Source organism: Streptomyces sp. P9-2, from assembly GCF_051903975.1.
Classification (GTDB): Bacteria; Actinomycetota; Actinomycetes; order Streptomycetales; family Streptomycetaceae; genus Streptomyces; species Streptomyces cellulosae.
The window spans coordinates 3,456,839-3,482,730 of sequence record NZ_CP192633.1; the positions used below are offsets into that span (position 1 = coordinate 3,456,839).

Sequence of the window (25,892 nt, forward strand, 5' to 3'; positions counted from 1 at the left end):
CAGACGCCGTTGTGTACGCTCGTACATATGGGATACCTCCTGCTGGCCGGGGCCATCGCGGCCGAGGTGTGCGCCACCACCGCCATGAAGTACAGCGACGGCTTCAGCAGGCTCTGGCCCTCCCTGCTGACCGTGCTGGGCTACGTCGTCTCCTTCGCGCTCCTCGCGCAGACCCTGCGCACCGTGGCCGTCGGCACCGCCTACGCCATCTGGGCCGGCGTGGGCACGGCCGCCATCGCGACCATCGGGATCGTGTTCCTCGGTGAGGGGATGACGGTCGCCAAGGCCGTCGGCATCGGGCTGATCATCGTCGGCGTGGTCGTGCTGAACCTGGGCGGTGCGCACTGATGGCGGCGCGCCGGTACGACCCCGAGCGGCGACAGCGGATCATCGACGCGGCGATCCGGGTGGTCGGCCGCAGCGGCATCGCGGGGCTCACCCACCGCACCGTCGCCCAGGAGGCGGACGTGCCGCTCGGCTCCACCACGTACCACTTCAAGACCCTCGACGAGCTGATGGTGGCCGCCCTGCGCCAGGCCAACGAGGGCTTCGCCAAGGTGATCGCCTCACGCGGCGGCCTGGAGGACCCGCGGACCGACCTGGCAGCCGAGCTGTCGGCGCTGATGGGGGAGTGGCTGGGCGGCGAGCGGACGGGCGTGGAGCTGGAGTACGAGCTGTACCTGGCCGCGTTGCGGCGCCCGGCCCTGCGCCCGGTCGCCGCCGAGTGGTGCGAGGAGGTCGCCGCGCCACTGTCCCGTCGTACGGACCCGGTGACGGCGCGGGCCCTGGTCGCCCTGATGGACGGCATCTGCCTCCAGGTGCTGCTGACGGGCACGCCGTACGACGAGGCGTACGCGCGGGAGGTGCTGGGGCGGCTGCTGCCGGGGGACGGCGCTCCCGGGACGGACACCCGAGGCGGGTACCGGACGGCACACCGAGGCCGCTTGCGGACCGGTACCTGAGATGCGGGCGGCACCGGTTCGCGTCCGGCGCCACCTGCCGGTTAGGTTGCCCTCATGACCGACACGACTGCTCAGAGCACCACCGGCGCAGTGGCCGCCGGCCTCGCCACCATCGCCGCCGACGGCACCGTCCTCGACACCTGGTTCCCGGCCCCCGAGCTCGCCGCCGAGCCGGGCCCGTCCGGCACGGAGCGGCTCTCCGCCGAGCAGGCGGCGAAGCTGCTCGGCGGCGGCGCCACCGCCGCGGTCGGGCCGGACCCGCGCCGGGGCGTCGAGGTCGTCGCGGTCCGCACGGTCATCTCCTCCCTGGACGCCAAGCCGGTCGACGCGCACGACGTCTACCTGCGCCTCCACCTGCTCTCCCACCGCCTGGTGAAGCCGCACGGCCAGAACCTGGACGGCATCTTCGCCCACCTCGCCAACGTCGCCTGGACCTCGCTCGGCCCGGTCGCCGTGGACGAGCTGGAGAAGGTGCGGCTCAACGCGCGTGCCGAGGGCCTGCACCTCCAGGTGACCTCCGTGGACAAGTTCCCCCGCATGACGGACTACGTGGCCCCCAAGGGCGTGCGCATCGCCGACGCCGACCGCGTCCGCCTCGGCGCGCACCTCGCCGAGGGCACCACCGTGATGCACGAGGGTTTCGTCAACTTCAACGCCGGCACGCTCGGCACGTCGATGGTCGAGGGCCGCATCTCGGCGGGCGTCGTCGTCGGCGACGGCTCCGACATCGGCGGCGGCGCGTCCACGATGGGCACCCTGTCGGGCGGCGGCAACGTCCGCATCTCCATCGGCGAGCGGTGCCTGGTCGGCGCGGAGGCGGGCGTGGGCATCGCCCTCGGCGACGAGTGCGTGGTCGAGGCCGGCCTCTACGTCACCGCCGGCACCCGGGTCACTCTTCCGGACGGCCAGGTCGTCAAGGCCCGCGAACTCTCCGGCGCCTCCAACATCCTCTTCCGCCGCAACTCGGAAACGGGCCGCGTGGAGGCCCGCCCGAACAACGCGGTGTGGGGCGGGTTGAACGAGGTGCTGCACAGCCACAACTGATCACCGGCGGCCGTGACCTGCGGTCGCCTTGTCGATCAACGTCCTGACCTGCTGCTGAGCTGTCGGCAGTTGTCGGCGCCGGTCATCGTTGAGCGCCCTTCCACGGCCCGAGGACGGCCCGGGAGGGCGCTTCTGTCGACCAGACTGATCACCCCCTGCTGCAAGACCTGGCACAGGTCGACCGCCGGATTCGGCACCGCCGACACCGTCGTGCATACGTCCGGCTCGGTGCGTCGTGGCCGACCTGTGCCGGCGCGAGGTGGCGTTCGCCCGGCGTCACTTCCCGCTGTAGACGGGGAAGGCGCTGTGGTCGCCGTGGTCCACGTCGCGCAGATCCCGCAGAGCCTCCATGTCCGCGTCCGAAATCTCGAAGCCGACCTCGGCGTTGGACCGGATGTGGTCGGGGTTCGCCGTCTTGGGCAGCGACACCGTGCCCGGCTGGAGGGTGTAGCGGCTTCGGCCGGCGGGCTGATCTCGGCCCGGTCGTTGTCCGTGGCGTGTGTTTCACTCTCCGGTCATGGACGAACGGGAACTGCTCGACGACGTCGCCTCCTTGGTTCGGTCCGATGGGCCGGAGTTGGTCTGTGGGTGGGGCGGGCACGGGGTGGGGCATGTGTGTCTGGCGGTTTCCGGCGGGGTTGAGCTGAGCGCTCTCGTCGAGCGGTTCAGCCGGCGGTACGGGCAGTCGCGGAATCTCGTCATGGGTGGGTACGCCGATCCGAAGGTGAGTGAGAAGACCGGGCTGCCGCTTCTCGCTCCCTTCGACGACGGGGATCTGGTCGAGATGCGTGCGTGGGCGTTCGGGCATCGGTGGATCGGGTGCGGGTCGGTACGGGGCGAGTCGTTGGTCGTGGTCGTGGCGGAGCGGGATGCTCCGCCCGCGGATGAACCGGCGGAGGAAGTCGTTCGGGTCGCCTCGCCTCGCACGCGCCCGGACGGCCGTCGTACCTGGGTGCGGCGTCTGATCGATCTGACCAGGTGGGAACCGCTCGGGCTCTCCGTCGACTGGGCGGCGGTGGAGGGAGAGTTGGGGGTTTCGCTGCCGGCGGACTACAAGGAGCTCGCCTCGGCGTTCGGCGGTGGCGTCTTCAGTGATGACACCGTCTCCTTCCTGGGGTGCGGCCCCAGCGTCTCGTTCGACCTGCTCACGCCGTGGCGGGCCGGTCTGTCGGTCGACCGGGGTACCACGGTCGGGCCGTACGAGGAATACGCGCCGGGCGGCAAGGGGGTCGTCACGTGGGGCTCCACCGAGTGGGGCGATCAGTACTGCTGGTTGCTTGACGCCGAGCGGCCGGGCGACTGTCCCGTCCTCGCCCGGTCCCACGACCCCGGACCCTGGTACCGGTACGACGACATGTCCACGTCCGAGTTCCTCTACCGCATCCTCGCCGACGCGGATTTCCAGCCCTTCGGCATTGCCCGGTACGAACTCGGCGCGACCTTCGTGCCCGGCTCCCACGGCGACGGCGCAGAGGCCCTGTGACACCATCGCCGCATGCTGCGACTCACCGACTTCATCATCGACTGTCCCGACACCATGGAGCTCGCGGGGTTCTACTCCGCAGTGACGGGGCGGCCCGTGAAGAAGGGCAGTACCGCGGACTGGGCCGGGATCCGTTTCGGGGAGATCGAGTTGGCCTTCTTCCGCGTCGACGACCACCGGGCTCCTCAGTGGCCCGACACCGAGCATCCCAAGCAGTTCCACCTCGACTTCGAAGTCGACGACATCGACGCCGAGCAGGCTCGGGTGACCGGGCTCGGGGCCACGCTGCGCAAGGACTTCGTCGGGCCCGAAGGGTACGGGTGGCGGATCTTCACCGACCCCGTCGGGCACCCCTTCTGCCTGTGCCGCAACAAGGGCGTCGTCTGGACCGACGAGGGGCCGGTCTGGCCCGGGCGGGACTGAGCGGGCGTGGACGAGGCCGCGCTGAGGGACGCGGAGCGGCGGCTCGGGCGGCGGCTGCCGGGGTCTTTGGCCGACGTGCTGCGGGAGAACGGCGGCGTCGTCGACGCGTACGGGACCGACGTCGTGTGGCCGCTCGAGCGCATCGTCGAGGAGAACCTGTTGTTCTGGTCCGGGGAGGCGTTCGCCGGGCTCCGCATGCCCTTCGACCCGCTGCTGTTCTTCGGGGACAACGGCGGGGGCGACCAGTTCGCCCTCGTCGTACGGCCCGAACGGAACGACGTCTTCGTGTGGGAGCACGAGACGGACAGCCGGGTGTGGGTCGCCGGGACGATCGACGAGTACCTTCGGCGCGCCCTCGCCGAGGACGGGGACGCCGGCGGGGACTGGTGGCGGTAGGCGGCGCGCGGTAGTCGCTCCTCGTACGGGTTGCTTTCCGTGACCTTGGGGTCGTTTTGGCAGATGAACGGGTGGACACAGGGTCCGATCAGACGTCAAGGCGACTGACTGTGCACGAAGATGGGGACGGGCGATGACCGACAAGTGGGTGCGGAGCGTGCTGCGCTGCGTGATCGGCATGATGGGGGTGGCCGCCATGCTGATGCTCTGCGGCAGCCTGGCGGGTACCGCGTACGCCGACGAGACGACCAGCGGGTCGAAGAACGGGCCCCGGGTGGGGCTGGTGAACGCCGACCTCGGGCAGGTCGACGACCCGGCCGAGGACGTGCTGGAGCACGTTCTGCTGTTCAGCGACGGGCAGTTGTGGAACTGACGTCCGTCAGCACCTCGTAGGTCTCCCGCAGGGCGGCCGTCGTGCGCGGGTCCGCCGGGCGTAGGGGCGGGCGGACCGGGCCCGAGGGGAGGCCAAGGGCGGGGAGCAGAGCCTTGGCCGTGACCGTGCCGGGCAGGCCGCCCGCCATCATCGCCTCGATCAGCGGCGTCAGCCGGTGCTGGAGGCGCACAGCCTCCGCCGTGTCGCCCGTGTCGAAGGCGTCGAGGACCGAACGCACCGCGGACGGGGCCACGTTGGCCACCGTGCTGACACACCCCGCGCCGCCCACCGCGTACAGCGCCAGATTGTGCTCGTCGCAGCCCGCGTAGTACGCCAGGTCCGTGCGGGCCATCACCTTCTGCGCCGCCAAGAAGTCGTTGCCGCAGTCCTTCACCGCCACGATGCGCGGATGCTCGGCCAGGCGGAGCAGCGTGTCCGGCTCGACGCGGACCCCGGTGCGGGCCGGGATGTCGTAGAGGACCACGGGGAGGCCCGTCGCGTCGGCGGTCTCACGGAAGTACGCCTCGACCGCGTCCTGCGGCGGGCGGCTGTAGTACGGGGCGACCAGCAGCAGGGCGTCGGCGCCCGCCTCCTCGGCCTCGCGTGCCAGGGCGGCGGTGTGGGCGGTGTCGGGGGTGCCGACGCCGGCGACCAGCGTGGCCCGGGTGCCCACGGCCTCCCGTACGGCCGTGACCAGTGACCGCTTCTCCGCGTCCGTCGTCGTCGGGGACTCCCCGGTCGTGCCGGACAGCACCAGGCCGTCGCAGCCCTGGCCGACCAGATGGTCGGCGAGGCGCTGAGCGCCGTCCAGGTCCAGCGCGCCCGAGGCGGTGAAGGGGGTGATCATCGCGCACAGCGTGCGGCCGAGGGAGGGAGGGGTGCTCGTCATGGGAGTAGTGTCGGTCCGACGACCATGAAGGTCCACTTACATTTCTTCATTGATATGCGTAAGCATTGCTTTATGGATAGTGCGGAGCGCGCGGGGGTACTCGGGTGACCCCACCGAGAGGAGGCGCACCGTGGCCGGAACCATCCAACAACGGCCCGTCCGCGACGAGCACAGCGTCGGCGAGCTCGTCGGCCAGGCCACCGAACAGATCTCGCGACTCGCACGGCAGGAAGTGGCGCTCGCCAAGGAGGAACTGGCGGAGAAGGGGCGCCGGGCCGGAGTCGGCGGAGGGATGCTGGGAGCGGCGGGAGCGTTCGGTTACGCGGGGCTGCTCGCGCTGGCCGCCACGGGAATCGCCGCACTCGACCTGGTGCTGCCGCTGTGGGCGGCGGCACTCGTCATCACGGGCGTGCTGTTCCTGATCGCCGGCGTGCTCGCGCTCGCCGGACGCGGACAGCTGCGCCGGGCCACGCCGCCCAAGCCGGAGCGGACGCTGGGCAGCGTGAAGGCCGACGTCGAGGAGATCAAGGGAAGGGCACACCGATGACGCACGACGTGAGGGGCTCGGCGTCCTCGTCGGGAGCCCACGTGGACGCCGGCAGCGAGAAGGCGCGCGGGGCCAAGGGCCCGGACGAGCTGCGCCGGGAGATCGAGCGCACCCGGCACGAACTCGGCGACACCGTCGAGGAACTGGCCGGGAAGATGGACGTCAAGGCACGCGCCAGGGCGCGCGCCGACGAGCTGAAGGACCGGGCCGGCGCGATGAGCGTGCAGATGCGCAGCAGCGCCGCGCACGCAGGTGAGGTCGGCAAGCAGCACCGCACGCAGCTGATGGCCGCTGCGGGCGCGCTGGTGATGCTGGCCGTGGGCGCGGTGGTGATGGTGCAGCGCCGCCACCACTGAGCGGGCGCACCACGAAACGGCTGAGGACGGGAGCGGACATCCGCTCCCGTCCCCATCTCCTACACGGCCGTCATGGCTTGAAACGCAGCACCTGCGGGTCGTGGTCGCTGATCTGGTCGTGGAACTCCGCGTTGACGTGCACGCTGTCGTAGCTGAACGAGCACTGGCGGCGGATCGACGGGCTGATCAGGATCTGGTCCAGCGCCTGGCTGTTGCCCTGGTACACGTACGAGTAACGCTCCGACTCGGGCAGCGACTTGACCGCCGACCAGAGCACGCCGTCGCCCTCCATGATCCGGGTGGTGCGGGAGAACTCGAAGTCGTTGATGTCGCCGAGCGCCACCACCGCCGCGTTCTTCTGCGCCTTGAGGATCTTCGCCGTGAAGTCGTGGACCTCCTGCGCCTGGAGGTGGCGCTGCGTCTCCGAGCTGCGCACCGGCGGCTGGTACTGCGAGGTCAGGCCCTGGTCGCCGCCCTTGGACGAGAAGTGGTTGGCGATCACGATGACCGTGCGGCCGCGGAAGACGAACTCGCCGGCCAGCGGCTTGCGGCTGTTCTCGAACGCCGCCGAGTCCGGGGCGATCCGGCCGGGCGACAGGGTCAGGGCGGCCTTGCCGCGCACCTTGACCACGTCGGTCGCCGTGGTGGCGTCGCCGCCGGGCCGGTCGGTGAAGGACACCCGCTCCGGGTTGAACAGGAACGCCTGGCGGATGTTGCCGCCCGGCTCGCCGCCGTCCTTCTTGTCGGCCGGGTCGACCGCGCGCCAGTCGTAGCGCGGGCCGCCGGCCGCCTCGATGGCGTCGATCAGCTTCGCGAGTGTGACGTCGGCGGCGACCGTGCCGTCGTCCGTGGCGCCGTTGTTGTCCTGGATCTCCTCCAGCGACACGATGTCGGGCGAGGACAGGCTGTGCACGATCGCCTCGGCGTGCGCGGCGAACGTGTCGTCCGACGGGTCGAGGTTCTCCACGTTGTACGTGGCTATCGCCAGCTCGGAGCGGTGCTGCGCGCGGGTCGTCTCGCGCTTCGTGCCGCCCGCCTCCAGCGTGCCGAGCTCGCTCGCGACCAGGGTGTAGCCGCCGTACTGGTTGTAGTCCAGCGGGCCCGTGGTGGCGCCCGCGAGGACGTCGCCGACGTTCGCGTCGGGGAAGTCGGCCGCCTTGCCCAGCGACTGGATCTGGATCCGGCCGGTGTTCTGGGAGTCGTACGAGCCGTACACCGTGCCGCCGCGCCTGTTCCGGTTCTCGTGCGGCTTCACGGTGACCCACAGCTCCGTGTACGGGTCGGTCGCGCCGACCACACGGGCGTCGGCCACCCGGACGTTCATGCCCTCCAGCGACTCGTACAGGTCGAGGGCGTACGTGCTGGGCCGCAGCGTGAGGGCGTTGACCGAGCCGCCGGCGGCCTGGTCGCCCTGCGGCGCGTAGGCGGCCGGGACCGTGCGCGCGTCGAGGACCGCCGGGGCCGGGACCGGGTTGCCGCGCGAGACGACCGTGACGGTGGGCCGGGTGATCTCGGTGACCGACTGGTTGCCGGAGGAGGTCCCGCCGGGCACGTACTCCGAGACCGTGCCGGACACGGAGACCTCGTCGCCCACCGCGACACCCTGCGGGGTGGAGCTGGTGAAGACGAACACGCCCTCACTGGTGGCCGGGTCGGCGTCGGGGGCGGGGTCCTGGATCCAGAAGCCGCGGGACGAGCCGTAGGTACGGATGCCGGTGACGATGCCGGTCACGTCGGTGACCTGCTTCCCGGCGAACGGCGACAGGCGTGTGTCGCCCTGGATGTCGTGGATGCGCACGGACGCGGCGTGCGCGGGTGTCGTGAGGACGACGGTGGACGCCGCGGAACACACGGCGGCGACGGTGAGCGCGGCGAGGCGCGCGGTCGGTCTGCTCGGCAACGGATTCCCTCCGGGGACCGGAACGAGGGTGGGCGGGTGCGGTGCGGGACACACCCCGTCTACGCGCGTCAATGTCCAGCCTGCCCAAGCCACTTGTCAAGGTTTCGGCCATGTACGCCGCACGACGCGGAGAGGAAGTGGGCGGCATGGGTGGAAATCCGTCTAGGCTGAGCGGGCGAGACGTACAGGCGCCCTAGGAGAAACAGCCGATGTCAGACAGCTCCACCCTGCCGCCGGCGCGGTTGCGCCCCGAAGCGGAGCTGGCGCGCGACGCCCTGTCCACTCCGGTGCTGTCCCGGGCCGCCCGGCTCGCCCGCTGGGCCGGCCCCGGAACCCGCGTGGACGCCGGCGGCGGACTGGTCGACGAACAGCTCCCGGACGCCGCCGCGGAGTTGGGCCTGAGCGGGGAGGACGCCGCGGCCGACGCCAGCGAGGCGTGGCGGGTCGCCGTGGACACCGGGCTCGTCGAGGTGGTCGACGAGGAGGAGGGCACCGTCCGCGCGGGCGACGAGCTGTCGCTGCTCACCGGAGGCTCCCCGCAGGACGTGCTGAGCGTGTGGCTGGGCGCCCTGGAGACCGTGCTGGGCGACGCGAGCGTGCCCGACCTGGGCGGCCTCGTCGACGCCATCGCCGGGGGCGAGGGGTCCGGCGAACTGGACCTCGACGCGCTCGACTGGAACCCGGAGGCCGAGGCGGAGTTCCTCGACGGGGTCCTCGGCAACCTGTACCTGCTGACCGTCGGCGAGGACAAGGCCGGCGACGCGCCGGTGCCGCTGCCCGCGCTGGCCGCCTCCGTCATCGTGCCCGACGGCATGGCGGAGCCCAGCAACGACGTCCTGGAGCAGGTGTCCGACGCGATGATGCGTCTTGACGACCAGTTCCGGATGCTGGAGCCGGTCGGGCTGGTGGAGTACCAGCCCGTCGACGAGGCGCTGATGGCCGACGCCGACGAGGAGCCCGCCGCGCCGGTCGACGACACGGACATCGCCCGCTACGGGCTGGTACGGCTCACCCCCCTCGGGCTGTACGGGCTGCGCGCCCGGCTCCTGGAGGCGGGCTTCGAGGCGCCCGCGGTCGGCGACCTCGCGGACAAGGGCGCCGACGCGCTGCTCGACGGCACCGCCGCCTACCCGCCGGCCGCCGCCCACGCCGAGACCGAGTACTGGCTGGAGCGGCGCCGGCCGCTGGAGGCCGCGCGGGAGCTGCTGGCCGCCGCGCGCGGCTCCGACGAGGGCGCGCCGCTGCGGCGGCTGCGCTGCCAGCAGGCGCTGTCCCTCGTGGGCGGTGCCGCGGAGCCCGCGCTGCGGGAGGTGCTGGACGACGCCGAACTCGGCGGTCTGGCGCGGGTGTGGCTCGCCGAGAACGGGGCCTCCGACGTGCCGCCGCCGTCCGAGGCGATGATCTTCTGGCTCACCATCGACACGGTGGCCGCGCAGCTCGCCGCCGAGGGCGAGTCGGAGGAACTGCACGCCCTCGTCGAGGGCCTGGCCCGGCAGCACAGCGGCTTCTTCGACACGGCGTGGCGGGTGGAGCACCCTGCGACGGCGGACGTCCTGGAGGCGATGGGACGCCTCCACTCGGACAAGAAGGTCGCGAAGGAAGCGCGGAAGGCTGCGTTCAAGGCGCGGTCGCAGCAAGGGAACTGACGAAGCGCCGGTGATCCGATCAACCGCCCGGGCGAGGGCCGCCCTCCTACGGTGCCGTACGACGATCAGGCTTCACGGTCCGGTCCCGATCCACTCGGCGCCATCGGGGGAGAACTCCTTCTTCCAGATCGGGACTTCTTCCTTGAGCAGCTCGATACACGCGCGGGCGGCCTCGAACGCTTCGGCTCGGTGGGGGGCCGCCGCGGCGAGGACGACGGCGGGTTCCCCGATCTCGAGCCGGCCGGTTCGGTGCGCGACGGCGACGCGGACCCCGGGTGCGGTGGCCTCGCAGCGGCGGATGATGTCGGTCAGCACCTTCATCGCCAGACTCGGATACGCCTCGTACTCCAGACGCGTCACCGACTTGCCGTTGTTGTGGTCCCGCACGGTGCCGATGAAGACCACGGTGCCGCCTTGGCCCGGCCCCGTGACCGCGTTCAGCACCTCGTCCACGCTCAGGGGGCGGTCGGTCAGCCGGCAGTAACGATCCGTGCCTGACGTCACGTCACCTGAATGCGCGTCGGACACAACCCGTGCGCTGAGTGCAACGAGCCCGGCAGCCACCGTCGCCGCCGCCATCACCACGGCGAAGGCGGTGAGAGCGAGCGGCTGGGAGACGAGCTGGGTCGCTGCACCGAGGCCGACGACGGGCAGAGTGATTCCGAGGTAAGCGGCCAGGAACAGTCCGGACAACGCGTCTGCCCGGTTCTGCGAGGAGGCGCTGTCCGCCACGGCCTTGACCGCAGCGGCGAAGGCGAGTCCCGCGCCGGCACCACCGACGACCGCGCCGGCCAGGAACATGGTCAGGGCGCCGAACCATACCGCGACGACCACGATGCCCAGCCCGACCAGCAGGGCGGCGAAGGCCGGCCCGACCGTGCGGCGGGCGGTCGTCTCCCGCTCACGTACCAGGGCCTGCGCGACAGCGGCAGATCCCAGCGCGGTCGTGGCGGCGAGCCCGCCGACGGTGTGCGACGGCTCGTGCAGGGTGTCGAGGACGAACGACGGCCCCAGCGCGGCGAACAGTCCGAACAGGGCGAAGCTGACGAACGCCGAGGCGGCTTCGGCGAGGAACCGGCGGCGCTGTGCGGCGGGCACGTCGATGCGCCGCACGCGGTACGGCGGGCGAGGCTCGGAAACGTCGATGGTCTCAGGAGCCAGGCTCATCAGCCCGGCCATCACCAGCAGCAGGACCAGATAGATCCAGTAAGGCAGTTGCAGCGGACGGGGCGCGAGATCCGCGAGCGCACCGGCGACGACCGGGCCCAGGCCGAGACCGCCCAGATTCGCCGCGGTCGCGACCACCTCCGCCCGCCGCATGCTTCCCCCGGGACGGGCAGCCCGGTGAAGCTCAGCCAGGTAAGCCGTGGCCGTCGTGGCGATCAGTCCGACCGAGACGCCCGTGAGCACCCGCGCGACGATCAGTCCGGGCAGTGACGACCAGAAGAGGAAGCACAAGTCGGCGACGACGGCGACGTACACCGCGGGCAGCAGCACCCGCCGCCGGCCGAGCACGTCGGAGAAGTGGCCCAGCAGAAACAGGCTGAGCAGTACGCCCACCGCGTACGCGGCGAACACCACGGTCACCGTCGTCGCCGAGAGGTGGTCACGGGCCTGGTAGAGCACGTACAGCGGCGTGGGCACCGTGCCGAACGACATCACGGTCGCGAAGCCACATGCCACGAACCAGAAGCCGGCGCTGTACGCGCGCCGCCCGGCGCGTTCGGCGATGGAGTGCACCCGTGTCCCCCTCATCCACCGATGGCGCTCATCGAGCGCCCCGGCTGTGTGAACCCCGCATCGTTGATCCCATGGCCGGCCGCCTTGGCCCACGCCGAGCCCCGCCACAGGCCGGCCAGGGTCTCCTCGTCCGCTCCGGCTCGAAGCGGGCCGCGGAGATCGGTCTCGGTCCGGCTGAACAGACAGTTGCGCACCTGGCCGTCGGCGGTCAGCCGGGTACGGTCGCACGCGTCGCAGAACGGCCTGGTCGTCGACGCGATCACACCCACCGTCGCCGGGCCGCCGTTCACCAGCCAGCGCTCGGCGGGCGCCGACCCCCGTGGGTCGGCAATGGGGGCCAGGGTGAAGGCGGCACCCAGTGAATCCAGAACTTCCGCAGCGGTGACCATCTGTGCTCTGTCCCAACTGTGTTGGGCGTCGAGCGGCATCTGCTCGATGAAGCGCAGCTGGTAACCGTGTTCGAGGCAGAAGCGCAGCAGAGGCACCGCCTCGTCGTCGTTCACGCCCCGCAGCAGCACCGCGTTGATCTTCACCGGCCCCAGGCCGTGGGCCTTGGCGGCGGCCAGTCCGGCCAGGACGTCGTCGAACCGGTCCCGCCGGGTGATCATGCGGTACCGGTCGGCGCGCACGGTGTCGAGCGAGATGTTGACCCGGTCCAGACCGGCGGTTGCCAGCGCGTCGATACGCCGGGCCAGCCCGACGCCGTTGGAGGTGAGCGAGATCCGGGGCCGCGGCGACAAGGCGGCGGTGGCCGCGACGATCTTCTCCAGCCCCCGTCGCAGCAGCGGCTCGCCACCGGTGAACCGGACCTCGGTGACGCCGAGCCGGTGCACCGCGACCGTGATGAGGGCGATGACCTCGTCGTCGTCCAGCAGGCCGGGCCCGGGCATCCAGTCCAGGCCTTCCTCCGGCATGCAGTAGGTGCAGCGCAGGTTGCAGCGGTCGGTGAGCGAGACCCGCAGGTCCGTGGCCGAGCGGCCGAAGCGGTCGACCAGCAGCGGGGTGTCCGGGCGGCCCGCGAGGTCGGGGGCTCGCCTGGTACGGGGCAGGCCGAGGTCAATCGGTTGTGGCGTGGGCTGGGGCATGGGACACGGCTTTCCGTCGTGGCATGTGCCGCGTGGTGATCGCCCGGCACATGTTCTCGAGGCTTGCAAGGTTGTGACCGGGCAGGAAGATGTCGATATGGGGCAGCGCGGCGGCCATACCCCGGGCGAGCGGCCGGTACCGCGGATCGCCCTTCAGGGGGTTGAGCCACACGACGCGGTGAGCCCGGCGCGACAGGTTGCGCATCGCCTCGCCCAGCGTCGCCGGGTCGTCCCGGTCCAGGCCGTCGGAACACACCACGATCAGCGCGCCACGCACCGAGGAGTGCCCGCCGTAGCGTTCGACGAGCTCACGCATCGAGGTGCCGAGCAGGGTGCCGCCGTCCCAGTCGTCGACGACACCGCCGATGTGACGCAAAGCGGCGTCCACCGACACCTTGCGCAGAGCGTCGGTGACACGGGTCAGATGCACCCCGCAGGTGAACACCTCCACCCGATGTCCCGCGTGCATCAGCGCATGGCCGAAGCGCAGCAGCGCTTTGGCGTACGGCGCCATGGACCCGGACACGTCGACCACCAGGGTCAGCGGACGCTCCCGGAAGCGCTGCCGGCGGCGGGGCAGCCGCATCGGCTCGCCATCCGTCCGCAGCGATCCGCGCAGCAGACCCCGGACGTGGAGATACCGGCCCACAGTCGCCGGCTGCTGCCGCCTGCTGCGTCGCCGGGGGAGGTCCGGGCGCAGCCGGCGGATCAGCGCGGCGACCCGGCGCCGTTCCTCCGGAGTCATCGCGCCGAAGGACTTCTCCTTCAGCAGCTGCACCTCGCTGGGGACCAGCCGGGCATTGTCGGCCTGCTCGTCGTCGGCGTCGGCGGCCCGGGGGGTCGGCGTGCCGGGCGCGGCGTCCTCCCGCTCGTGGATGCTCGTCGGCACAGCTTTGGGCGTGGGCGGCCCCTCCTGCGCATCGGTGGGCGAGCCCCCGAAGAAGTCGGCGAACGCGCGGTCGTACACCGGGTAGTGGTGCCGGTGGCTGACCAGCACCGCGCGACCGGCCCAGTACATCTGCCGTATGCCGGGTGGGCCTGCGGAGTCCGCGCCCATCAGGTGCAGCGCCGAGTAGAACGCCACGGTCTGCTCGGGTCCGGACTGCAGGCCCCGGTCCCTGAGCAGTGCGACGAATTCCACGCATGCGCGGCCGGTCACGTCGGCCGGGGACGCCGAGGGCGCGATCATGGCGCCGTCGGCAGGACGTCGGCGATCCGGTCCCGCACCACCCGCTGGTCGTCCACGTCCTTGACCAGGGCGCTCAGGGTGGCCGCGGCCGTCTCCGGCGAGAGCGTGGAAACACCCAGCATGTGCAGGGCGTTGGCCCAGTCGATGCTCTCTCCCACCCCTGGCGGATTGCCGAGGCCGAGCCCGCGGACCCGCCGTACGGCAGCGGCGACCTCCCTGGCGAGCGGCTCCGGGACCTCCGGTGCGCGCAGCCTGAGGATCTGGAATTCGCGTTCGGTGTCCGGATGCTCCACCCAGTAGTAGAGGCAGCGCCGACGCAGAGCGTTGTGCAGATCCCTGGTGCGGTTGGAGGTGAGGACGACCAACGGGCGCGAGGACGCCTCGATCCGGCCCACCTCGGGGATCGTGACCGCGAAGTCCGACAGCAGCTCCAGGAGAAATGCTTCGAACTCATCGTCCGCACGGTCGATTTCATCGATCAGCAGCACGGCGCGGTCGCCCTTCTCCAAGGCGTCCAGGAGCGGGCGCGTGAGCAGATAGTCCCGGGTGAAGACGTTTTCCGCCCCGCCGTCCCCGGCGCCCCGCACGGCGAGCAGCTGACGTCCGTAGTGCCAGTCGTAGAGGGCCTGGCTGGTGTCGATGCCCTCGTAGCACTGCAGGCGGATCAGCTCGCGGCCCAGCAGCCCGGACAGTGCCTTGGCGATCTCGGTCTTGCCGACGCCGTTCTCGCCCTCGAGCAGGAGCGGGCGCTCCAGGCCGAGGGCCAGGTACGCGGCCGTGGCGAGTCCCTCGTCGGCGAGGTAACGGAACTGCCCGAGCCGCTCCTTGACCTCGGTGACCGAGGAGATGCTGTTGCGGCCCCCGGACGTCGCCGGCTGGACATCAGTTGCCACGCCGTGCTCCTTCGGATCCGCGCAGCTTTCCGAACTGCCGCAGAAGGGCGCGTACGAGGAGGCCCATCAGCAGCCGGAACCCGGCGACCGCCTCGGCTTCCCGGGGGGCGGGCCGGGCCGGCGCCTGCGCCGGGGCGGGAGCTCCCTCCACGGGGGCCGACGCGCCCCACTCCCCGCTCGGCTCCTGCCCCGGTTCCGCGACCAGGACCGGCTCCGACTGCTGCAGGCGGGCCTGCAGCGAGTGGGCGAACTTCTTCGTCATCTGCTCGGAGACGTCCTGCATCATGCCGCGTCCGAACTGGGCTATCTGACCGCTCACCTTGAGGTCCGTGAACACCGACACCGACGTGGTGTCCGGCTGCGGGCCGGGCTCGACCACCACGTGGATGTCGGCCGACGCGTTGCCGCGGCCGCGCTGGTCCTTGCCCGCGCCGCGCAACATCATCCGCCGCTCGGCGTCGTCGCGCTCGACCATCTCGACGGTGCCCTCGAAAGCCATCGCCACCGGACCGAACTTGATCTTCAGCCGACCGCGCCAGTTCTTGTCGTCGACGGTCTCGACGAGCTCCGCCCCCGGCATGCACGGAACGATGTTCTCGACGTCGAGGAAGAAGTCCCAGGCCTTGTCGACCGGGGAGGACACCAGGAATGAGTTCTGGAGTTGCACGGCGTGTTCCTATCGATTGCGTTGGGGTAACGGTCTCTCTCAGGCAGCGGGCTCTGCTGCGAGATCCAGCGCGTACGGGCGGCTGACGGGCTCCTGGCCGGAGCGTCCGCGACTGGCGGCCAGGACTTCGGCGACGATCGAGAGGGCGATCTCGTCCGGCCCCTGCGCGCCGAGGTCCAGCCCGGCCGGGCCATGGAGACGCAGCCCGTCACGTTCGGTCGGCAGCACTCCGTCGCGGGCGAGGTCGTCGAGCAGCCGCTGGAGCCGCAGCCGGGGGCCGAGGACCCCGATGTACCGGGCGTTCGTGCGGAGCGCCGCGCCCAGGTAGTCGCGGTCCCGCAGGAAGTTGTGGCTCATCACGACGACATAGGTGTTGTCGTCCACCGGCAGCTCACGGGCCGTGCCCGCAGCGCTGACGATCAGGGTGGTCCCGGGCGGGAAGCGGTCGGGGTCCAGCACGAGCCGCCGGTCGTCGACCACGACCACATCCCAGCCGAGCTCCGCGGCGCGGCGGGTCACCGGCACCGCGTCGACGCCCGCACCGCACACCACGAGCCGCGGCGGCGGCTGCAGGACCTCGACGAACGCCCGCACCTCACCCGCTGCGGAGGGCAGCGTCACCAGGCCGCTTCTGCCTGCGGCGAGCGCGGACCGGACCGCGCTCGGCGGGGGCCCGGCGTCGGCCCCGCCGGTCGGCTCCTCGGAGTCCACCTGCCACCAGCGCCGGCCGACGGCCGTGCCCGAGACCAGCGTCAGCAGCGTGGCCCTGCGGCGGGCCGACACCGCTTCGGCGAGCACGTGTCCCGCGGCCCGCGCGGACTCGGCCGGTTCGACGAGGATGTCGAGCACGCCGTTGCATCCCATGCCCCAGCCGAGGACGGCTTCCTCCTCGGCCGTGAGGTCGAACGTCACGATTCGGGCGGCCCCGGTCCCTTCGACGTCACGGGCTGCCTCGACGATCTCGGCGTCGAGGCAGCCGCCGGTGAGGTTGCCGGCCGTGCTGCAGTCCTCGCGTACCAGCAGCCGGGCTCCGGGCCGGCGGTAGGACGAGCCGCGCACGGCGACAAGCGTGGCAAGGGCGAGCGGGCGAGGCCGACCCTCACGGTCCTCGGGCCGAAGCTCACCGAGGACCGCGAGGAGCTCCGCGGCGGTGGCGGACATCAGGCGGACCCTGCCGCAGCGCGCCCCGCCTGCACCGTCGCCACGATCTCCGAGGGCTTGACCGGAAGCTCCCGGACCCGCATCCCGAAGTCCCGAAGCGCGTCGTCAATGGCTGCGGAGACGACCGACGGGGTCACCATGCGGCCGCCCTCGCCGCCGCCCTTGATGCCGTATTCGGTGAAGGGCGAGGGCGTCTCGACGTGCGCCATGCGGAACGCCGGAACCTCGTTGGCCGTGGGAATCAGGTAGTCCATGAACGTCGAGGACTTGAACTGCCCGTCCTCGTCGTAGGCCAGCTCCTCGTACAACGTGGACCCGAGCCCCTGCGCGGCGCCGCCGGTGACGTGGCCCCCCAGACTCTTGGGGTTCACGATCGTCCCGGCGTCGTGCACCGCCACGTAGTCGAGGAAGGACAGGATCCCGGTGTCGGGGTCGACCTCCAGGACCGCGATGTGGCAGGCATGGCCCATGATCGGATAGAAGACGCCCAGGTCCGAGCGGTCCGGTGACGGCAGCGTCGTGTACGGGTGGTCGTAGGTGTACGACTCCTCCAGCCCGCTCGTCATGCCCTCGGGCAGGTTGAGCGCGAAGAAGTACGCGGTCCCCGCCAGTTCGGCCAGCGTCAGACTTCGCTCGGGTGCGCCCTTGACCTGGACGCGTGCGTCGACCAGCTCGAGGTCCTCCGCGGCCACTTCGAGGGTGTGCGCGGCGATGTCGATGAGCTTCTTCTGCAGCTTGCGCGCCGCGCCTCGTACGGCACCGGCCAGCATGACGGTGTAGCGGCTGCCGCCCGGGCCGGTGCCCGGCAGCGCGTGAGCGGAGTCGGCGTACCGGATGTTGACGCTCTCCGGCACGATGCCGAACTCCTCCGCCAGCACGGTGGCGCCCACCGTCTCAGGGCTGTTGCCCCACATCGACTGGCAGTGCAGCAGCAGCTGGAACTCGCCGGTGGGGTCGATCGTCACCGTCGCGCTCTCGGGGCTCGAGGTGAGGGGGAACGCCGGATTGTCCATCAGCGCCCAGAACTCGGTGGCACTGAACACGCTTCGCTCCTGGGTGGTGGCCAGGCCGATGCCGATGTAGCGGCCCTCCTCCTCCCGCAGCCGCTTCTGCTCGTCGCGCCACTTGTCCAGGTCGATCATCGACAGTGCCTTGTCCAGCACCGCCGGATAGTTGCCGCTGTCGTAGACGTTGCCGCCGGGGATCTTGTACGGGAACTGGTCGGGCTGGATGAAGTTGCGGCGGCGGATCTCCTCCGGCGCGAGCCCGAGCCGGCGCGCCGCCTTGTCGACCAGCCGTTCCAGCACCCAGTTGTGCACCTCGGAGCCGAAGCCGCGGTAGGCGCCCTGCTGGCACTTGTTCGTGAGCACGGCACGCACGTGGTACTTCACGTCCCGGAACCGGTAAGGGCCGACGATCTGGGAGAAGGCGTTGCCGTGGGTGCCGACGCCGAACTGCATGTAGGCGCCGTAGTCGTCGACGACGTCGATGTCGAGTCCGACGATCGTGCCGTCGTCGCGGAAGCCCATGCGGGCGTCGTAGTAGCGGTCGGAGGCGTGGTGATCGGAGTTCATCAGGTGGTCGATCCGGTCCTCGATGTACGAGACCGGGCGCCCCACCTGCAGGGCCAGGAAGCCGGTGAGGGTGGGCACCTTGTGCGCGGTGAACTTGCTGCCGAAGCTGCCGCCGGCCGGAACCGGCTTCATCGTCAGCTTGTTGGACGGCAGCTTCAGCGCCGAGGCGATCAGGAAGGAGAAGTAGCTGAAGTTGAGCGAGTTGCAGTAGATCTCCAGCACGCCGTTGAGCCCCGGGTGGGCCACCGCGCCCGAGGTCTCCATCGGCATGCCTGCCGAGCGGCCCCAGTGGAGGGTGTCCTCCACCACGAAGTCGGCCTGGGAGAACGCGGCGTTCACATCGCCGAACTCGAAGGTCCGCTCGTAGCCGATGTTGCTGCCGTGCTCCTCGTGCAGCAGGGCGGACCCGGGCTCCATCGCCGCCATCGGGTCGGTGACCGGCGGGAGATCCTCGAAGTCGACCTCGAGCAGTTCCACGGCGTCCTCGGCGATGTACCTGCTCTCCGCGACGACCGCTGCGACGGCCTCGCCGACGTAGCGGACCTTGTCCACCGCGAGCGGGTACTGGGCGATCGATGCCGGGCCGAAGTTCATGCAGGGGTTCATCTTCGCCTTGCAGTCCTCGCCCGTGACCACGGCGACGACTCCCGGCAGCTTCAGCGCCTCGGTGGCGTCGACGGACCGGATCCGCGCGTGCGGCACGGGGCTGCGCAGGATCGCGGCGTGCAGCATCCCCGGCAGTTTGAGGTCGGCGATGTACCCGCCACGGCCGACCAGCAGCCGCGGGTCCTCGACCCTCTTGCGGTCCGCACCGAGGTACTTGTAGCCGGACTTCTCCTCGGTGTTCGCGTGCTCCGTGGCCATCAGTGACGACCTCCCGTGCTGTCGTCGGTCGCCGCCGCGCCGCAGCCGGCCCCGGCCGCACCGCAGCGGAGCTTGGCACTGGCGGACTGGACCGCGTTGACGATGTTCTGGTAGCCGGTGCAGCGGCACAGGATTCCGGAGATCTCGTGGCGCACCTCGGCGTCGGTCAGCTCACGACCGGTCTCGATGATCTCCTTCGTGCGCAGCACCATCGCGGGCGTGCAGAAGCCGCACTGCAGCCCCTGTTCCTCGGCGAAGGACTCCTGGATGGGGTGCAGCTCCGCCGGGTTGCCGGAAAGGCTCTCGACGGTCTCGACCGCGTGTCCGTCCGCCTGGACGGCGAGCATCAGGCAGGAGCGCACCGAGTGGCCGTCGAGGAGGATGGTGCAACATCCGCACACGCCGTGTTCGCAGCCGAGATGGACGCTGACAAGGTCGAGATCGTCGCGCAGGAAGTCGGCGAGTGTGGTGCGCGTCGACACCTCGCGCGTCACATCCCGGCCGTTGACGCGCACGGTCACGGTCCGCTGGCCGGTGCCGTACTTGCTGCCGGTGGAGGTCGTCACTGGGCGTTGCTCCTCTCGTGGGCGCGGGCCACGGCCGCGGTGATCGCTCGCTGCACCACCACGGTGGCCAGGTGCTGTCGGTACGCGCGTGTGGCGTGCATGTCGTCTCCCGAGGTCACCGAGGGCACGATCTCCTTGGCGGCCCTGGCGATGTTCTCCTTGGTCGGCAGCTCGCCGGCCAGCGCCTGCTCGACCGCGGTGGCGCGGACGGGGGTGTCCGAGATGCTGGCGGCACTGACGGCGAGGGAGGCGATGCGGCCGTCCTCGCCGAGGTTCACCACCGCGGCGGCACCGGCGAGCGCGAAGTCGCCCTCCCGCCTGGCGACCTCGACGAACCCGTGGCCGGCGGTCCACGGCATGACCGGGTAGCGGACCGCCACGAGGACCTCCTCGGGCTCCAGGGCGGTGGTCATCCAGCCCTGGAAGAAGTCCCGGGCGGCGATGGTGCGCGAGCCCGACGGGCCACGCACGACCAGCGTCGCGTCGAGGGCCACCGCCGTGCACGGCAGTTCGGCGGCGGAGTCGGCGTGCGCGATGCTCCCGCCGACGGTGCCGCGGTGGCGGTTCTCGATGTGGCCGATGAATTTGACGGCCTGGGGCAGCAGCGGCACCAGTTCCTGGACGAGAGGGTGGTCCTCGAGCTGGTACTGCCGGACCCCTGCGCCGATCTCCAGGACGTCGGACCAGCGCTCGATCTTCTGCAGGTCACTGATTCTGTTGATGTCGATCAGTGCCTCCGGCCTGGCAAGCCGGATGTTCAACATGGGGAGGAGACTCTGTCCTCCGGCGAGGACGAGGGAGTCGATGCCGTACTCGTTCTTGAGCGCGACGGCTTCGTCGACGGAATCGGGATCGCAGTACGTGAATGCGGGCGGCTTCATTGCCTGTCCTTCGGTGCGGCTCCTGCGGAAGGGCGGGTGACCGGGGGCCCGGGGCCGAGGTCGGCGGGGGGTGCGGTTACCCCGAGATTACGACGGGCCATCCGGCAGGTGACTGTGGTGCCCCACAGGGTGTGGGGCGGATCATGTGTCCTCAACCATGGGACGCCCGGTCCTGGGTGGGGTCCGAGCGGTGCGCGGGAGCGTACGGGTGATGATCGAGATTGACGACGATGGCGTCCTGCGTACTGCGCGCGACAATCATCCGTACCGGCTCGGTGTCGCTGCCGTTCTCCTCCCAGTGCACGGCGCCCGGCGGGATGAACACGAAGTCCCCCGCATGCGCCTCGCGGGCCTGGTCCAGCCGGTCGCCCACCCACCAGCGGCCGACGCCGCTGAGCACGTACAGAGCCGTCTCCGACTCGCCGTGATGGTGGACGCCCGTCTTCGCGCCCGCCGGGAGCACGGACAGGCCCATCCACAGCTCCCTGGAGCCGAGGCGTTTCGCGGACACCGCCTCGAAGCGCTGCAGACCGGGCGTCTGCGGGGTGTCGTCGTCGAGCTCCTCGTGCCGGACCACCTGTACCTCGGGAATCTCAGGCATGGCGTGGATCCTTTCCTGTCGTACGGATGTCTGCTGTCTGACGGCCGTCGGCTTCACCGGTCCGGGCCGTACAGCCCGAATCGCAGCGAACGGTCGCGAGGATCGGCGGTGCCGTCGACCTGGTAGCGGGTGCCCATGGCACGGACCCGGCTCAGCAGGCTGTGGCCGAGCTCCAGCCGGCCGGGCTCCCACTTCGCCAGGGCGGAGACCACGTCGCCGCCGGTCTCGCGCAGCGCGGCGGCCAGAGCCCAGGCGTCGGCGGCGGCCTTCGCGGTACCGGCGGCTGCGTGTGGCCGCGCGGCGAAGGCGGCGTCACCCGTGAGAGCGACCCGGCCGAAGGCCATCCTGGGCACCTCGATGTCGAGGACGGGCTGGATGAACGGCTCCTCGGTGCGCTCCACGATCTCGGCAGCGGCCGGCGCCAGCAGCTCTCGTGCCGCGGCGCGCAGTTCCTCGACGTAACGGTCCTGGACCATCCCGGGGTGTACCGACACCGCGCAGGGGAAGCCCCGCTTGTCGGTGAGCAGCTCGTCCAGCTCGGGCCCCTCGGCGACATTGCGGTACCAGACGTAGTTCAGATGCCGCTTGCCGATCTCAAGCTCTCCGGCCGGGCCGGGTATCGGGTACATGCAGATGTGCGTGCTCGGTCCGACCGAGTAGGCGAGCGAGTCGTGCAGAAGTTCGAACGTCTCCTCGCTGACCGCGCTCTCCAGCACGGTGCCGCGCCATCCGACATAGCCGGAGTACTGCGCCCGGACCTCCGGCAGCAGCCGCCGTCGACCGGTCGAGGAGATGCCGTCCGCGAACACCACCAGGTCGGCGTGGACCCGCCGCCCGCTGACGAATCTCAGCGTTACCTGGTCGGCGTCCTGGTCGAGCCCTGCCACATGCTCACCCAGGTGGTACCGCTCGGTCCCGAAATCGTCGAGGAGAGCCCGGTAGGTAGCCGTCCACGAGGTGAACCGCCATGCGCTGGGCTCGTCATGAATGATCTCGTTGCCCGGTCCGAGGTAACGCAGCGTCGACGATCCGGTGCTGACCTTTTCCACCGCGGCGATTCCACCGTGCTCCTCGAACCAGCGCACGGTGTCGGGCTGCAGGACCACGCCCGCCCCGCGCCCGTCGAGCAGCTCGGGCGACCGCTCGTACACATCCACCTGGCAACCGAGCTCGCGCAGGACCAGGGCGGCGGTCAGGCCGCCCATGGACCCGCCGACCACCGCCACCCGCAGCCGACCGTATTCGTTCATCATCTGCCTCCAGGTCATGTACTGGCCTAGATCAGACTGGCCTTCGAGGCTCGGGCGGAACATGTGTGGCTACACGGTGAAAGGCCATTTCGCTGTGGACTCCCACAGTCCTGCGGAGCGGCCGAGGGCGCATGCTCCGGCGACCAGCCGACGCCCCCGCTCCAGCCGGGCTGGTTCCCACTCCGCGAGAGCGTCCGGCACATCGGTGCCCGTACGACCGACCGCCGCGGCGAGGGACCAGCCGTCCTCGACCGCCTTCGCCGCGCCCGCCGTCGCGGGAGGACGGGACGTGAAGGCCGCGTCGCCGATCAGGCAGATCCGCCCGACGACCATCCGGGGCACTGTGACGTCGACGACCTGCTCGACGTACGGCTCCGGTGCCCGTGACACCAGCTCGGCGAAGAACGGCGGCATCATCTCCGCCGCCGCTTCCCGCATCCGTCGCACGGACGCGTCGGGCACCATGTCCGCCGGCACCGTCAGTGAGCGCTGGGTACCGGTGCGGTCGGTGAGCGTCGCGGTGAGCGCACGGCCGTCCGGGAGATCGCGGTACCAGACGAAGTCGAGCAGGTGCCCCGGTGCGGGACTCACCCTCACATGGCTGTCCGGGAGCCGGAGAAAGCTCACCGCCCCGGCGAGGGCCCGGGCCGCGGACGGCGGCAAGGAGCTCTCGTGGACCCGGCCACGCCAGGCCACATAGCCGGCATAGCGCGGGAAGGATCGCGGAAGCAGCAGCCGCCGGCTCGTCGAGCCGGTGCCGTCGGCGCAGACCACCAGGTCGGCCCGCTCGATCCGCCCGCCGCGGAAAAGGGCCGCGGCGGATCGGCCGTCCTGCTCGAGACCGACCACCGCGTGGTTTCGCCGCACCCTGTCCCGGCCCAATGCCGTCAGCAGCGCCCGGTGCAGCGCGGCCCAGGACGCGAAGCGGTGGGCGCGTGGCTCTTCACGAAGGAGCCCTCCCTGGGCGTCGAAATGGCGCACCGTCCGCGCCACGCCGACGGGGAAAGCACCGCACTCGGCGAGCAGCCTTTCGGTCGACGGGGGCAGCAGCACACCGGCGCCGTCGTCGCGCGGTTCGTGTCCGTTGCGCTCGAACACCTCGACGTCCGCACCCGTCCGGTACAGGTGGAGTGCTGCATTGAGCCCACCGAGAGAGCCACCGATCACGACGACACGTGGAGGCACGGCACTCCTTGGCAATCCGGTATCAGTCTGTGTCTCCACTGTTCCGGGGCGCCTCCCACGTCTCAATGTGTGCCGGCACCCCCCTTGCCGGATTCGCTGTGTGTCTGCACAGTGAGGGCCGTGTGCGAGGCGAAACGTAACCCTACCGATGACGGCACGAGCGATGTGCGGCGATGGCTTGCGGGCGTCGCCGAGATCGCGACCGCCGTGAATGCGCCGGTGCCACTGCCGGTCCTCCTGGATCTGGTGGCCGAGAAGGCCTGCACCCTCATGGGGTACGAGCTGTGCGCCGTGCTGCTGGCCAACGACAGCCGGGACGCGTTGGTGATCGAGGGGTCGTACGGTCTCACCCCCGAGTACGTCGCTCGCGTCAACACCGACCACCCGATCCGGCTCGGGCCCGGGCCGCTGGGAGAGGGGCCGTCCAGCCGGGCGTTCAACAGCGGCGAGCCCCAGGCGATCGATGACATCACGGTGGAACCGATGTTCCGGCCCTGGGGGGAGGTGGCGCGCGAGCAGGGCTACCGGTCCATGGTGTCCGTACCGCTCAGGGTCGCCGGGGCACCGGCCGGTGCGTTGAACTGCTATCGGACCCAGCTCCACACCTTCGCCGCCGACGAGCTGGACCTTCTGATCACGCTGGCCGACCAGGCGGGGATAGCCATCGAGACCGCCCGGCTCCGGGACCGCGAACGCGACACCATCGCCGATCTTGAGGAGTTGAACGAGTCCCTGACCGCACAGCACCGGCTGCTGCAGGAGGCCGACCAGATCCACCGGGATCTGACGTCCGTTGCGTTGCGCGCGGCCGGTGTGCAAGGCGTCGCCGCCGCCCTTTCCGGACTCCTCGCCCGTCCCGTGCTCATCACCGACCCGGCAGGGCACCCGCTCGGGAGCGCTGAGAAGGACGGGACCCGGCTGGAGGTCCCGCACGGCGAGCAGACAGACGAGACCGGCTCCGAACGGCTCACGGAGCTGCCCGACCCGGAAGGCGGCCCACGGATCGTGGCGCCGGTGCTGCTCGGCGGAGAGCTCGTGGCACGGATCTGGCTGCCGGGCCGGCTCGTCGACCTCGGGCCGCTCGGCCACCGCGCGGTGGAACACGGAGCCACTGTGGCCGCCCTCGAACTACTCCGCCGCCGGACCGCGCTGGAGGTGGAGTGGAGGCTGAGGGGGGACCTGCTGAGTGATCTGCTCTCCGGCGTAGCGTCCGGGACACTCGGTTCGCGCGCCCGGACGCTGGGCCACGACCTCTCCCGGCCCCACGCGGTGCTGGTGATTAAGGCGGACACCACCACGGCAGGCATGGCGGGGGCGGATCTCGCGACTGGTACGCGTCCGGCCGACGTGCGGCGGCTGCTCGGCATCGTGCACAGCGCGACCGACGGTGTCAGGCCCCGCCCGCTCGTCACCAATTGGGGTGAGTTCGTGGTGGTGTTGTGGCCCGACGACACATCGAAGAACCAGCAGGCCGACCCGGTGACTGCCGGCCACATGATTCGCCGGGCGGTCGGCCGGACGCTGAACGACTCCACCGTATCCGTCGCGGTCGGGGCCATCTGCTCCGAACTGAGCGACTATGCCGCGGCTTTCCGGGTGGCCCGTGGCGCCCTGGAACTCGCGCAGCTGCGCGGAGAGCGGGACCGGACGGTCACCCTGTCCGAGCTGGGCGTGTACGGCCTGCTGCTCCAGCTCGACGATCCCCGCGAGCTCATCCGGTACGCCGATCGCGTCCTGGCACCCTTGCGCGCGTACGACTCCCGTCGGGACGCCGCTCTGATCGAGACGCTGCGGACCTACCTGGAGCAGGACCTGAACACCGCCCGCACGGCAGCCGCGCTGTATGTGCACCCGAACACCGTCGGCCTGCGGCTCAAGCGGATCGAGGAATTGCTCGGGTCGCCGCTCTCACAACCGGAGACACTCCTGCAGGTCCAGGCCGCGTTGATGACCGAGGACGTGCTCGGCCACGCCTGGCCCGAGCACGCCCAACGGCTCGGGTGACGATGCCGCACGGCGCGATCCCACCCGGCCTCAGGACCCTGGATCCCCGCCGCCGACGCCTGCCAGCTGCCGGAGCACCTCAACCGGCCCGGGCCACCGACCCGGGCCGGGGTGCGAGGCTCTGCGGCAGCTCGTCGTGCGCAACCAACTGCCGCGACGCGAACCGAGGTCCTACCAGGTTCGCGCGAGGGCACATCGGAATCGGACACGCCC

The 25,892-nt window shown here is 71.0% G+C and carries 26 protein-coding genes; 11 read left to right on the plus strand and 15 right to left on the minus strand.

The window, feature by feature from the left end; translation table 11 throughout:
* Positions 1–27: 27 nt before the first annotated feature.
* Genes ACQY0Z_RS15795 through dapD form a run of 3 tightly spaced genes read left to right on the plus strand, consistent with a single transcriptional unit; the run spans position 28 to position 2,006 of the window.
* Complete coding sequence (locus ACQY0Z_RS15795) at positions 28–348, plus strand: DMT family transporter (RefSeq protein ID WP_189899494.1); 321 nt, start codon at positions 28–30, stop codon at positions 346–348.
* The gene (locus ACQY0Z_RS15800; protein WP_439812429.1) at positions 348–962 is read left to right on the plus strand and encodes a TetR/AcrR family transcriptional regulator; all 615 of its coding nucleotides are present in this window, start codon (positions 348–350) and stop codon (positions 960–962) included. The genes ACQY0Z_RS15795 and ACQY0Z_RS15800 overlap by 1 nt, the downstream gene beginning before the upstream one ends.
* 54 nt (positions 963–1,016) lie before the next feature.
* The gene (gene dapD / locus ACQY0Z_RS15805; RefSeq protein WP_189899497.1) at positions 1,017–2,006 is read left to right on the plus strand and encodes a 2,3,4,5-tetrahydropyridine-2,6-dicarboxylate N-succinyltransferase; all 990 of its coding nucleotides are present in this window, start codon (positions 1,017–1,019) and stop codon (positions 2,004–2,006) included.
* Positions 2,007–2,282: 276 nt separating this feature from the next.
* On the opposite strand, the gene ACQY0Z_RS15810 is transcribed toward dapD, so the two are convergent.
* Positions 2,283–2,435 (minus strand): hypothetical protein, encoded by a 153-nt coding sequence (locus ACQY0Z_RS15810; protein WP_439812430.1) that lies wholly within the window; start codon positions 2,433–2,435, stop codon positions 2,283–2,285.
* Positions 2,436–2,523: 88 nt separating this feature from the next.
* Between ACQY0Z_RS15810 and ACQY0Z_RS15815 the strand changes: the two genes are divergently transcribed.
* From ACQY0Z_RS15815 to ACQY0Z_RS15830, 4 genes are all read left to right on the plus strand, one after another.
* Entirely contained in the window at positions 2,524–3,489 is a 966-nt protein-coding gene (locus tag ACQY0Z_RS15815; RefSeq protein ID WP_254586241.1) for an SMI1/KNR4 family protein, read from the plus strand.
* A 12-nt stretch (positions 3,490–3,501) separates the two neighbouring features.
* Positions 3,502–3,912 carry a VOC family protein gene (locus ACQY0Z_RS15820; RefSeq protein WP_189899500.1) on the plus strand — a complete coding sequence of 137 codons (411 nt, stop codon included), beginning with the start codon at positions 3,502–3,504 and terminating at the stop codon, positions 3,910–3,912.
* A gap of 6 nt (positions 3,913–3,918) precedes the next feature.
* Positions 3,919–4,308 (plus strand): SMI1/KNR4 family protein, encoded by a 390-nt coding sequence (locus ACQY0Z_RS15825; RefSeq protein ID WP_189899502.1) that lies wholly within the window; start codon positions 3,919–3,921, stop codon positions 4,306–4,308.
* Between the two features lie 133 nt (positions 4,309–4,441).
* On the plus strand, positions 4,442–4,681 hold the full coding sequence (locus ACQY0Z_RS15830; RefSeq protein ID WP_189899504.1) for a hypothetical protein: 240 nt from the start codon (positions 4,442–4,444) through the stop codon (positions 4,679–4,681).
* Here ACQY0Z_RS15830 and dapA read toward each other — a convergent pair.
* Positions 4,656–5,570, minus strand: coding sequence for a 4-hydroxy-tetrahydrodipicolinate synthase (gene dapA, locus ACQY0Z_RS15835; RefSeq protein WP_189899506.1), 915 nt, complete (start codon positions 5,568–5,570; stop codon positions 4,656–4,658). The two genes, ACQY0Z_RS15830 and dapA, sit on opposite strands and share 26 nt — an antisense overlap.
* Before the next feature lie 130 nt (positions 5,571–5,700).
* Here dapA and ACQY0Z_RS15840 point away from each other — a divergent pair, with 130 nt between their 5' ends.
* Both ACQY0Z_RS15840 and ACQY0Z_RS15845 read left to right on the plus strand, forming a co-directional pair.
* On the plus strand, positions 5,701–6,117 hold the full coding sequence (locus tag ACQY0Z_RS15840; RefSeq protein ID WP_189899508.1) for a phage holin family protein: 417 nt from the start codon (positions 5,701–5,703) through the stop codon (positions 6,115–6,117).
* A complete protein-coding gene (locus ACQY0Z_RS15845) occupies positions 6,114–6,473 on the plus strand; it encodes a DUF3618 domain-containing protein (protein ID WP_189899509.1) in 360 nt (119 codons plus the stop codon). The genes ACQY0Z_RS15840 and ACQY0Z_RS15845 overlap by 4 nt, the downstream gene beginning before the upstream one ends.
* A 70-nt stretch (positions 6,474–6,543) precedes the next feature.
* Here ACQY0Z_RS15845 and ACQY0Z_RS15850 read toward each other — a convergent pair whose 3' ends face one another.
* Positions 6,544–8,373: an endonuclease/exonuclease/phosphatase family protein gene (locus tag ACQY0Z_RS15850; protein WP_439812431.1), complete on the minus strand. Its 1,830-nt coding sequence runs from the start codon at positions 8,371–8,373 to the stop codon at positions 6,544–6,546.
* 209 nt (positions 8,374–8,582) lie between these two features.
* Between ACQY0Z_RS15850 and ACQY0Z_RS15855 the strand changes: the two genes are divergently transcribed.
* Positions 8,583–10,019: a hypothetical protein gene (locus ACQY0Z_RS15855; RefSeq protein WP_439812432.1), complete on the plus strand. Its 1,437-nt coding sequence runs from the start codon at positions 8,583–8,585 to the stop codon at positions 10,017–10,019.
* A 72-nt stretch (positions 10,020–10,091) separates the two neighbouring features.
* Here ACQY0Z_RS15855 and ACQY0Z_RS15860 read toward each other — a convergent pair whose 3' ends face one another.
* The 12 genes from ACQY0Z_RS15860 to ACQY0Z_RS15915 all read right to left on the minus strand — a co-directional run bounded on the left by ACQY0Z_RS15860 (position 10,092) and on the right by ACQY0Z_RS15915 (position 23,675).
* A complete protein-coding gene (locus tag ACQY0Z_RS15860) occupies positions 10,092–11,867 on the minus strand; it encodes an MFS transporter (protein ID WP_254586236.1) in 1,776 nt (591 codons plus the stop codon).
* Positions 11,771–12,757 (minus strand): GTP 3',8-cyclase MoaA, encoded by a 987-nt coding sequence (moaA, locus tag ACQY0Z_RS15865; RefSeq protein WP_439813363.1) that lies wholly within the window; start codon positions 12,755–12,757, stop codon positions 11,771–11,773. The genes ACQY0Z_RS15860 and moaA overlap by 97 nt, the downstream gene beginning before the upstream one ends.
* 58 nt (positions 12,758–12,815) lie before the next feature.
* Positions 12,816–14,033: a vWA domain-containing protein gene (locus ACQY0Z_RS15870; protein WP_439812433.1), complete on the minus strand. Its 1,218-nt coding sequence runs from the start codon at positions 14,031–14,033 to the stop codon at positions 12,816–12,818.
* Positions 14,030–14,926 carry an AAA family ATPase gene (locus ACQY0Z_RS15875; protein WP_189899519.1) on the minus strand — a complete coding sequence of 299 codons (897 nt, stop codon included), beginning with the start codon at positions 14,924–14,926 and terminating at the stop codon, positions 14,030–14,032. The genes ACQY0Z_RS15870 and ACQY0Z_RS15875 overlap by 4 nt, the downstream gene beginning before the upstream one ends.
* Entirely contained in the window at positions 14,916–15,593 is a 678-nt protein-coding gene (locus ACQY0Z_RS15880) for an SRPBCC family protein (protein ID WP_189899521.1), read from the minus strand. Before ACQY0Z_RS15880 ends, ACQY0Z_RS15875 begins: the two co-directional genes overlap by 11 nt.
* Before the next feature lie 39 nt (positions 15,594–15,632).
* A complete protein-coding gene (locus ACQY0Z_RS15885; protein ID WP_189899523.1) occupies positions 15,633–16,754 on the minus strand; it encodes an XdhC family protein in 1,122 nt (373 codons plus the stop codon).
* A complete protein-coding gene (locus tag ACQY0Z_RS15890) occupies positions 16,754–19,192 on the minus strand; it encodes a xanthine dehydrogenase family protein molybdopterin-binding subunit (protein WP_439812434.1) in 2,439 nt (812 codons plus the stop codon). Before ACQY0Z_RS15890 ends, ACQY0Z_RS15885 begins: the two co-directional genes overlap by 1 nt.
* Complete coding sequence (locus ACQY0Z_RS15895; protein ID WP_189899526.1) at positions 19,192–19,758, minus strand: (2Fe-2S)-binding protein; 567 nt, start codon at positions 19,756–19,758, stop codon at positions 19,192–19,194. Before ACQY0Z_RS15895 ends, ACQY0Z_RS15890 begins: the two co-directional genes overlap by 1 nt.
* Positions 19,755–20,639: an FAD binding domain-containing protein gene (locus ACQY0Z_RS15900; protein ID WP_161108459.1), complete on the minus strand. Its 885-nt coding sequence runs from the start codon at positions 20,637–20,639 to the stop codon at positions 19,755–19,757. The genes ACQY0Z_RS15895 and ACQY0Z_RS15900 overlap by 4 nt, the downstream gene beginning before the upstream one ends.
* Positions 20,640–20,790: 151 nt before the next feature.
* On the minus strand, positions 20,791–21,240 hold the full coding sequence (locus ACQY0Z_RS15905; RefSeq protein WP_189899528.1) for a cupin domain-containing protein: 450 nt from the start codon (positions 21,238–21,240) through the stop codon (positions 20,791–20,793).
* A 53-nt stretch (positions 21,241–21,293) separates the two neighbouring features.
* A complete protein-coding gene (locus tag ACQY0Z_RS15910) occupies positions 21,294–22,490 on the minus strand; it encodes an FAD binding domain-containing protein (protein WP_189899530.1) in 1,197 nt (398 codons plus the stop codon).
* 69 nt (positions 22,491–22,559) lie between these two features.
* Positions 22,560–23,675 carry an FAD binding domain-containing protein gene (locus ACQY0Z_RS15915; RefSeq protein WP_189899532.1) on the minus strand — a complete coding sequence of 372 codons (1,116 nt, stop codon included), beginning with the start codon at positions 23,673–23,675 and terminating at the stop codon, positions 22,560–22,562.
* 219 nt (positions 23,676–23,894) lie between these two features.
* Here ACQY0Z_RS15915 and ACQY0Z_RS15920 point away from each other — a divergent pair, with 219 nt between their 5' ends.
* Complete coding sequence (locus ACQY0Z_RS15920; RefSeq protein ID WP_254586229.1) at positions 23,895–25,679, plus strand: helix-turn-helix domain-containing protein; 1,785 nt, start codon at positions 23,895–23,897, stop codon at positions 25,677–25,679.
* Positions 25,680–25,892: the final 213 nt, after the last annotated feature.